The organism is Herbaspirillum sp. UBA812 (assembly GCF_002296545.1).
Classification (GTDB): Bacteria; Pseudomonadota; Gammaproteobacteria; order Burkholderiales; family Burkholderiaceae_D; genus Herbaspirillum; species Herbaspirillum huttiense.
In genome coordinates, this window is sequence record NZ_DBIC01000355.1 from 1 (window position 1) to 6,702 (window position 6,702).

Below are 6,702 nucleotides of genomic sequence, written 5' to 3' on the forward strand. Positions count from 1 at the left end.
CGCGGCAATCGCTTCGCTGCTGCGGGAGGACAATGGCTGGATCACCGCCCAGCGTGTGGAGGTGTCGGGCGGCATGTTCATCTGAACGGAACAATGCTTCAAGCGATGTCCCTGTCATCGCGACATCAGACATCCTGATCTCCCGATCTCCCGAAATCCTCACAGAAAGACCGGTGTTTCCATGGCGGAAACTCCGGTTTTTTTGTGCATGACACCCCGCTTTCCTGTCAGCTCATCCATGCCTTTCTGCACTCCCGTGCACATGGCGCGCGGCCGCATCCAGACTGCCGCAGCAGCGGCGGATGCATTCTGTTGCGCAATGGAATCTGCTCGGGTAACATCGCTCGGCATTTGGTGCAGTGCCGTTTCTGCTGGCGTCTCCAGCATGTCAGCAGAGCTGGTGATCACACCACCGTCTCCACGGACGGCAGAGTCAAAACTACAGGACAGGGCACCGCTCTCATGCGGTGATTTCAGGGAAGGACGACACGGCAGTGCGTCGGGCGCGAGATCGCGAAGATCGCGTTACGCTCGTATTGCTTCGTCCATAGGGTGGCGTCTACATAGGGGGCAGTATTTTCAGTCGACTCTTTCGCAATCGCGCAGTGCGTGCCTGTGCGAATGTGGCCACGCTTTTCACTGCCCTGCTGGCTTGTTCCCCTTCCCACGCTGCCGGTCCCGATTGCTCGCGGCCGTACACGCTGGCGCTGCACGATCACGGCCTGCTCTACTCGGCAGCCACCGATACCGGCATCGACAAGGATTTCGCCGATGAGCTGATCCGCCGCAGCGGCTGCAAGGTCAACGTCAGCCTGATGTCGCGTGCGCGCATCTGGCAGCTGATCGAATCGGGGGCACTCGATTTCAGCCTGTCCGGCATCACCAATCCGGAACGCGACAAGTTCGCCGCCTTCGCCTGGTACTTCAGCAACAAGTACTACCTGCTGGTGCGCAAGGATGCCGGCATCACTCAGTTGGCCGACGTCGCGCGCAATGATCGTTTCCAGCTCGGCGTCATCCGCGGCTTCCGCTACAGCAGCAATGCCAACCGCATGGTGGACCAGCTTACAGCTGCCAATCGCGTTACCCTGGCCGGTGGCTTGGAACCGCTTTATGAAGCGCTGCTGCAGAACCGCATCCAGGGCATGATCATGGAGCCCTTCGATTACCCGGTCGTGGAAGAGAAACGCATTCGCGAGGCCACCACCATCATCAGCTTCGAGGATCCTTCCGTACCGCACGGTCTGATCATGTCGCGCAAGGCGCTTGCGCCGGCCGAGCTGGAGAAGTGGCGCGCCCTGGTCAACGGCATGCTGGCAGACGGCACGGTGCTGCGCATCTTCCGCAAGTACTTCAATCCTGAACTGGCGGCAGCCATGGTCGAATTCCAGAGCAAGCCGTGAACTGGATACGCCAGATCCTGCTCCCCGTCATCATCCTGGCCACAGGATTGGGCGTCACCTGGACCGCATGGGACCACGAGCGCGAAGCCGCCGCCAAGGAAGTCCACACGCAGTTCGCCTCAGTGCTGCGCGAGACGGTCAGCCGCATCGAGCAGCGCATGGCGTCCTACGAACAGATGCTGCATGGGGTGCAGGGCCTGATCTCGGCCACCGGCAACATCGACCGCAACCAGTTCCGCGATTACGTTGACGCGCTCAACCTGGACGCCAATTTCTCCGGCATCCAGGCCATCGCCATCGAGGAATGGGTACCGGCTGCGCAGCTCGACGCGCATCTGGCCCGCATGGCGCGCCAGGGTGTGGCCGATTACAAGATCCATCCGATTGGCAGCCGCACTGCCTATGCCCCGACCATCCTGCGCGAGCCCTATGTAGGCCGCAACCGCATCGCCTTCGGCAATGACCAGTGGGCCGATCCGGTGCGGCGCGCCGCCATGGAAAAAGCGCGCGACTCCGGCATGGCGACCGTCTCCGGCAAGATTGAACTGAGTACTGAAGGGCCGGCAGCACCCGCCTTCATGATGTACCTGCCGCTGTACGAGCGCGGCAAACCGCAGTCCACCATTGCCGAGCGCCGCGCCAGCCTGATCGGCTGGGTGCATGCCGTTTTTCGCATGAGCGACGTGATCGCCAGCCTGTATGGCGAAAACAGCCGCACCATTGCCTTCACCCTCTATGACGGCGTGACCCAGGAAGCGCAAGCCCTGCTCTACCAATCGCCGCTGGCCAGCGGCCCGATGCATCGCCCGCGCCTGCAGGCCGATGAATACCTGGTGGTGGCCAACCACAACTGGACGCTCTCCATGAGCACCACCGATGCCTTCACCGCCCAGTTCGGGCGCAATGCCGAGCAGCTCATCGCCGTCACCGGCATCGCCATGAGCGTCACGCTGGCGCTGCTGGGCTGGCTGATGATGTCCAGCCGCAAGCGCGCCGTCCGCCTGGCGCAGAAGATGACCGTCGAGCTGCGCGCCAGCGAAGAGCAGTTCCGCGCCATCGCCGATTGCACCGTCAACTGGGAAGTCTGGTGGGGCCTGGATGGCCGTCCGCGCTGGATCAATCACGCGGTGCGCGACTACACCGGCTATACCGTGGAGGAATGCCTCTCCATGCCGGACTTCATCGGCAGCATCGTCCATCCGGATGACGAGCGCCGCATCCGCGCCGAACTGGCGCGCTGCATGGATGGCCAGAAGCGCGAAGATGTGGAATTCCGCTGCGTACGCAAGGATGGCACGGTGTTCTGGCTCTCGCTGTCGTCGGCCCCGATTGCCGATGCCCAAGGCAGCTTCACGGGCTTCCGCACCAGCGCGCGCGACATCACCGACCGCAAGCAGATTGAAGCTGAACTGCGCATCTCGGCGGTGGCCTTCGATTCGCGCGAAGGCATGCTCATCACCGACGCCAACAGCAAGATCCTGCGCGTGAACAAGGCCTTCACGGAAATCACCGGCTATACCGCCGAGGAAATCGTCGGCAAGCACCCGAACCTGCTGCGCTCGGACCGCCACGGCCCGGCCTTCTTCCAGGAAATGCGCGAGAGTGTCCGGCGCTTCGGCAAGTGGCAGGGCGAAATCTGGGACCGCCGCAAGAACGGCGAGGTCTACCCCGAATGGCTGACCATCTCCGCCGTCAAGAACAAGGACAACCAGGTCACCCACTACGTCAGCACGCATCACGACATCAGTGACCGCAAGCTGGCCGAGGAACGCATCCGCGAACTGGCCTTCTTCGATGCTCTCACCCGCCTGCCCAACCGCACCCTGCTGCTGGACCGCCTCAAGCAGGCCATCGCGCTGTCGCTGCGCACGCGCACCTGCGGCGCCTTGCTGTTCATCGACCTGGATCACTTCAAGACCCTGAACGACACGGTCGGCCACGAAAAGGGCGACACCCTGTTGAAGCAGGTGGCCCAGCGCCTGCTGGCCAATGTCCGTGAAAACGATACAGTGGCGCGCGTGGGGGGTGACGAATTCGTGGTGGTGCTGGAGGGTCTCAACGACACCCAGCAGGAAGCCGCGACCCAGACCCGCACCATCGGCGAGAAAATCCTGTCGGCACTGGGCCAAACCTACCAGCTCGACGAGGTGGAATACCGCACCACCGCCAGCATCGGCGCCACCGTCTTCCTGGGCCGTGCGGCCTCGGTGGATGAGCTCATGAAGCAGGCCGACCTGGCCATGTACAAGGCCAAGGAAACCGGCCGCAATGCGCTGCGCTTCTTCGACCCCGCCATGCAGACCGCCGTGCTGGAACGCGCCACGCTGGAAGCCGGCCTGCGCAAGGCCATCGAGGGCAACCAGCTGCTGCTGCATTACCAGCCGCAGGTGGTCGAAGGCGGCCGCGTCACGGGAGCCGAAGTGCTGGTGCGCTGGCAGCATCCGCAGCGCGGCATGGTGCCACCGGGCGACTTCATTCCGCTGGCCGAAGAAACCGGGCTGATCCTGTCACTGGGCAACTGGGTGCTGGAGACCGCCTGCACGCAGCTGGCCACCTGGGCCAAACGGCCACGTATGGCGGAGCTGAGCATCGCCGTGAACGTCAGCGCGCCGCAATTGCGCGAGCATGATTTCGTGCAGACCGTGCTGGACATCATCGACCGTACCGGTGCCAATCCGCGCCGCCTTAAACTGGAGCTGACCGAGAGCCTGCTGGTGGACAACGTCGAAGACATCATCCAGAAGATGTTTGCCTTGAAGGCCTACGGCGTGGAGTTTTCGCTGGACGATTTCGGCACCGGTTACTCGTCCCTGTCCTACCTCAAGCGGCTGCCGCTGAATCAGCTTAAAATCGACCAGTCTTTCGTGCGCGATGTCCTGATCGACCCCAACGACGCCTCGATAGCCAAGACCATCGTCAACCTGGCGCAGAGCCTGGGGCTGGGAGTGATCGCCGAGGGCGTGGAAACCGATGCCCAGCGCTCCTTCCTGGCCGATGCCGGCTGCCATGCCTACCAGGGCTACTACTTCTGCCGGCCGGTGACGGTCGAGGCCTTCGAAAAATTCGCTCAGGACCGCGATCTCCACATATCCGTTGCCTAGGAGTCCGATCTCATGAGTCACGCTTTGTCCGCCTTCGCCATCAATCAAAAATGGCCGGCGCAACATCCCGACCGCATCCAGCTGTATTCGCTGCCGACGCCCAATGGCGTGAAGGTCTCGATCATGCTGGAAGAAACCGGCCTGCCCTACGAAGCTCACCTGGTCAGCTTCGAGACCAATGACCAGCTGTCGCCGGAATTCCTGTCGCTCAATCCGAACAACAAGATCCCCGCCATCATCGACCCCAACGGTCCCAATGGTGCGCCGCTGCCGCTGTTCGAATCGGGGGCCATCCTGCTCTATCTGGCCGAGAAGACCGGCCAGTTCCTGCCGGCCGATCCCGCTGCGCGCTATCAGGTGATCCAGTGGGTGATGTTCCAGATGGGCGGCGTCGGTCCGATGTTCGGCCAGCTCGGTTTCTTCCACCGCTTCGCCGGCAAGGAATACGAAGACAAACGTCCGCGCGACCGCTACGTCAACGAATCCAAACGCCTGCTCGGCGTGATGGACAAGCGCCTGAGCCAGAGCCAGTGGCTGGCTGGCGATGCGTATTCCATCGCCGATATCGCCACCTTCCCGTGGATCCGCAATCTGATCGGCTTCTACGAAGCGGCCGAGCTGGTCGGCTTCCAGGACTTCCCCCATGTGGCCCGTGCGCTGGAAGCCTTCGTGGCCCGTCCGGCCGTGGTGCGCGGTCTCAACATCCCGGCGCGCGGCTGACCGGTACTGCGTTGATGGCCAGGTCCGGGGCGCAGGGTGTAAATCGCTTTGCGCCACCGTGGCCTGCACGTTAACATGGCGTCCATTCCCGCGACCGCATCCTGCCTGCCATGACGAACCGTTTTCCGTCTCGCCCTACTGATCGCGCCCGCCGCTTGCGCCGCCACTTGCTGGCAGCGCTGTGCGCACTGCCGCTGCTGGCCAGCCTGCCGGCGCAGGCGATCGATCTTTCCTTGAAGACGATCCGCGTCGGCAATCTGTCACGCGCCTATTTTTCCGAACGCAATGCCGTCGGTGAACCGCAGCCGCTGATCGTCGCACTGCACGCCAGCGGTTCCAGCGGCTCGCTGATGGCGCGCGCTACCGGGCTGACCGAGATTGCCGAGGCGGCCGGCTACATGATCGTCTACCCCAACGGCACCGGGCTGGCCATCGATGCCCGTACCTGGAATTCCGGCGGATGCTGCGGCTACGCACAGATGCACAAGGTGGATGATGTGGCCTTCCTGCGCGCCCTGATCGACAAGCTGGTCAAGGATGGGCTGGCCGATCCGCAGCGCATCTACCTGGTGGGCGTGTCCAATGGCGGCATGATGGCCTATCGCATGGCCGCCGAAGCGCCTGAACTGTTCAAGGCAGTGGCGGTGGTCAGCGCGGTGCTGGATGTGCCGCCCGAGGCCGTCAAGGCCCCCATGCCGTTGCTGCACATCCATGGCAGCGATGATCCCTTCATTCCCTTCCTGGGAGGCATCGGCAAGCAGGAAGTCTCGCAGTTGCCGCGCATCTCGGTGGCGCGCAGCATCGAAGCCTTCGTCAAGGCCGATGGTGCCAACCCGCGCCCGACGGTGACTGACATCCCCGATACCGCCAACGATGGCACCACCATCCGCCAGTACACCTATGCCAGCAAGAGCGACCCGCAAGCCGTGGTGCTCTACGAGGTCAAGGGTGGCGGCCATGCCTGGCCGGGTGGCGTGGTGCCCATCGTCAATGGCGGCAAGTCTTCGCAGAACCTCGATACCTCGCGCACCGTCATCAACTTCTTCAATGCCCACGGCGGTGGCCGCCAGAACGAGCAGGTCGATGAAAACCTGCCACCGGGTGCAACGCCGCTGCCCGCCGCCGCGCCTGCGAGCGCGGTCACGCCGGCGGCCCCTGCTCCGGCCAAGCCTCCCGTACCGGCTGCCCCGGCACCGACACGGCCCGGCATGAAGGGCCTGTCGCCCGGCTGATGCGCCATCGCAAGTCAAATCGCACTATCATAGGCCCCAGCGTTCAACCCTCCCGCCAAGACAATGAAAAGACTCCTGACCAGCATCCTGATCGCCATCGTCCTGTATTTCCTGCTGCCGTGGATCGGCAAGCTGATTCCGCACTACCGCCTCGCGGTCATCTGCATTACGGCGGGCATCGTCTCCTTTGCCGTCTCGGCGCTGATGGAAAAGATCTGATCCCGTCCACCTCAGCGCAACCCGCCG

The 6,702-nt window shown here is 63.3% G+C and carries 6 protein-coding genes; 5 read left to right on the forward strand and 1 reads right to left on the reverse strand.

Annotated elements, in window-relative coordinates; translation table 11 throughout:
- Positions 1–159 precede the first annotated feature (159 nt).
- Positions 160–408 carry a hypothetical protein gene (locus B3873_RS23660; RefSeq protein ID WP_286869375.1) on the reverse strand — a complete coding sequence of 83 codons (249 nt, stop codon included), beginning with the start codon at positions 406–408 and terminating at the stop codon, positions 160–162.
- A gap of 215 nt (positions 409–623) precedes the next feature.
- Here B3873_RS23660 and B3873_RS23665 point away from each other — a divergent pair, with 215 nt between their 5' ends.
- The 5 genes from B3873_RS23665 to B3873_RS23685 all read left to right on the forward strand — a co-directional run bounded on the left by B3873_RS23665 (position 624) and on the right by B3873_RS23685 (position 6,675).
- Positions 624–1,403 (forward strand): substrate-binding periplasmic protein, encoded by a 780-nt coding sequence (locus B3873_RS23665; RefSeq protein WP_276842372.1) that lies wholly within the window; start codon positions 624–626, stop codon positions 1,401–1,403.
- A complete protein-coding gene (locus tag B3873_RS23670; protein ID WP_286869377.1) occupies positions 1,400–4,504 on the forward strand; it encodes a bifunctional diguanylate cyclase/phosphodiesterase in 3,105 nt (1,034 codons plus the stop codon). Before B3873_RS23665 ends, B3873_RS23670 begins: the two co-directional genes overlap by 4 nt.
- A 12-nt stretch (positions 4,505–4,516) precedes the next feature.
- Entirely contained in the window at positions 4,517–5,224 is a 708-nt protein-coding gene (locus B3873_RS23675) for a glutathione S-transferase N-terminal domain-containing protein (RefSeq protein ID WP_039787184.1), read from the forward strand.
- 197 nt (positions 5,225–5,421) lie between these two features.
- The gene (locus B3873_RS23680) at positions 5,422–6,456 is read left to right on the forward strand and encodes an alpha/beta hydrolase family esterase (protein WP_414651570.1); all 1,035 of its coding nucleotides are present in this window, start codon (positions 5,422–5,424) and stop codon (positions 6,454–6,456) included.
- Positions 6,457–6,519: 63 nt separating this feature from the next.
- Positions 6,520–6,675: a hypothetical protein gene (locus B3873_RS23685; RefSeq protein ID WP_166675069.1), complete on the forward strand. Its 156-nt coding sequence runs from the start codon at positions 6,520–6,522 to the stop codon at positions 6,673–6,675.
- The last annotated feature ends 27 nt before the right edge of the window (positions 6,676–6,702 follow it).

Excerpts from the sequence above, each read along its gene's own strand:
- B3873_RS23675 (WP_039787184.1), top strand. The coding sequence starts at position 4,517 with ATGAGTCACGCTTTGTCCGCCTTCGCCATCAATCAAAAATGGCCGGCG.
- B3873_RS23685 (WP_166675069.1), top strand. The coding sequence starts at position 6,520 with ATGAAAAGACTCCTGACCAGCATCCTGATCGCCATCGTCCTGTATTTC.